Below are 1,805 nucleotides of genomic sequence, written 5' to 3'. Positions count from 1 at the left end.
CTGGAAGGGGGTCTCGCCGGCCACCATGCAGACGATCGCCGACCAGACCATCGACCAATTCGCGGCCTGGCTCGGCGGCAAGGCGGGCTAGAGGCATCGGACCCAAAAAGTGGAGACGGTTTTGGGAAAATCCAATGCCCAACGAGAAGAAGGAGCAGCGCAAGTCCGCTGCTCCCTGTTGCAGCCCGGCGATGGCGCGGAGCTTTCTTGAGTTTAGCCGGCGGATTCCCGATCTCGGCGCTTGCAATACCGGCGCGGGCCGCTAAAAGCCCGGTTAAAGGGCGCAAGCGAGTCCGTCAGGTCTCATCATCCTCCACCAGGAACCGTGCATGAAACTCTTCGCGGGCAATTCCAACAGGGTGCTGGCCGAAGCGGTCGCCCGGTACCTCAACGTCCCGCTGGGCAAAGCCACGGTCAGGCGCTTCGCCGACCAGGAAATCTTCGTCGAAATCCAGGAAAACGTGCGCGGCGAGGATGTCTTCATCCTGCAATCGACCTCGTTCCCGACCAACGATCATTTGATGGAATTGCTCATCATGATCGATGCCTTCATGCGTTCCTCGGCCAAGCGCATCACGGCGGTCATCCCCTATTTCGGCTACGCCAGGCAGGACCGCCGCGCCTCCGGCCGCACGCCGATCTCGGCCAAGCTGGTCGCCAACATGATCACCCGCGCCGGTGTCGACCGCGTTCTGACACTTGACCTGCATGCCGGCCAGATCCAGGGCTTCTTCGATATTCCGACCGACAATCTGTTTTCTGTGCCGGTGATGGCCCGCGACGTGAAGGCCAAATACAAGCAACTCGGCAACGTCGTGGTGGTCTCGCCCGATATTGGCGGCGTGGTCCGCGCCCGTGCGCTGGCCAAGCGCTTCGATGCGCAACTGGCCATCGTCGACAAGCGCCGCGAACGGCCCGGTGAATCGGAAGTCATGAACATCATCGGCGCGGTCGCCGGCAAGGATTGCCTGCTGATCGACGACATCGTCGATTCCGGCGGCACGCTGTGCAACGCCGCCGATGCACTGCTGGCCAACGGCGCCACCAGTGTCACCGCCTACATCACCCACGGTGTGCTGTCGGGCGGTGCGGTTGCCCGCATCAGCGGCTCGAAGCTGCAGGAACTGGTGATCACCGATTCCATCCAGCCCACCCAGGGCGTGCTCGACGCGCCCAACATCCGCGTCATCTCGATCGCCGACCTCATGGGCGAAGCCATTTCGCGCACCGCGACCGAGGAATCGGTGTCGAGCCTGTTCGACTAGAGCAATTCCAGCTAGAGCAATTCTAGGGAAAGTGTGAAGCGGTTTTCCGTTTAGAATTGCGTTAAAACAAAGAGTTAGAGCAGATCGCCGTTTTCCGTGAAACGGTGAAATGCTCTAGGACTCCACCCTCGGACACCAGGGCTGAGACCGGGCGCCTTTGCTGCTATTCGGCCGCCGGTGCCAGTGGCCTGACCCTGGCCATCATCGAGCGCAATACCGCTGGTTTGAGCGGTTTGTTGATCACCGCAATCTCGAGCCCGCCGGCGGCCGTGCGCACCTCATTGGAGCGGTCTGCGGTGACCAGCACGGCCGGCAGGGTGTCGCCATGGAGCGCGCGCAGCCTGACGATGATATCGAGACCCGTTTCGCCGTCGAGATGGTAGTCGGCAAGGACGATGTCCGGGCGGTGTGTCACCACGCTTTCCAGATCCTTTGAACCGGACACGGTGTCGACGTTGCAACCCCAGCCTTCGAGCAGGAGCCGCATGCCCTCTAGGATGCGGGCGTCGTTGTCGATGCACAGCACGTGCAGCCCGGCCA

At 62.0% G+C, this 1,805-nt stretch carries 3 protein-coding genes; 2 read left to right on the top strand and 1 reads right to left on the bottom strand.

Annotated elements, in window-relative coordinates:
- The first annotated feature begins 134 nt into the window (after nucleotides 1-134).
- Nucleotides 135-266, top strand: coding sequence for a hypothetical protein (locus EOC06_RS44940; protein WP_256747485.1), 132 nt, complete (start codon nucleotides 135-137; stop codon nucleotides 264-266).
- A gap of 63 nt (nucleotides 267-329) precedes the next feature.
- Nucleotides 330-1,265 (top strand): ribose-phosphate pyrophosphokinase, encoded by a 936-nt coding sequence (locus EOC06_RS36660; protein ID WP_013530002.1) that lies wholly within the window; start codon nucleotides 330-332, stop codon nucleotides 1,263-1,265.
- A gap of 163 nt (nucleotides 1,266-1,428) precedes the next feature.
- Here EOC06_RS36660 and EOC06_RS36655 read toward each other — a convergent pair.
- On the bottom strand, nucleotides 1,429-1,805 hold a 377-nt coding region (locus tag EOC06_RS36655; protein ID WP_164898980.1), incomplete at its 5' end, for a response regulator.

Source organism: Mesorhizobium sp. M7A.F.Ca.MR.362.00.0.0, from assembly GCF_004023175.1.
In the GTDB taxonomy this organism is placed as follows: Bacteria; Pseudomonadota; Alphaproteobacteria; order Rhizobiales; family Rhizobiaceae; genus Mesorhizobium.
Note: the sequence above shows the minus strand (reverse complement) of the source record. Positions and strands in the feature narration are given on the sequence as shown.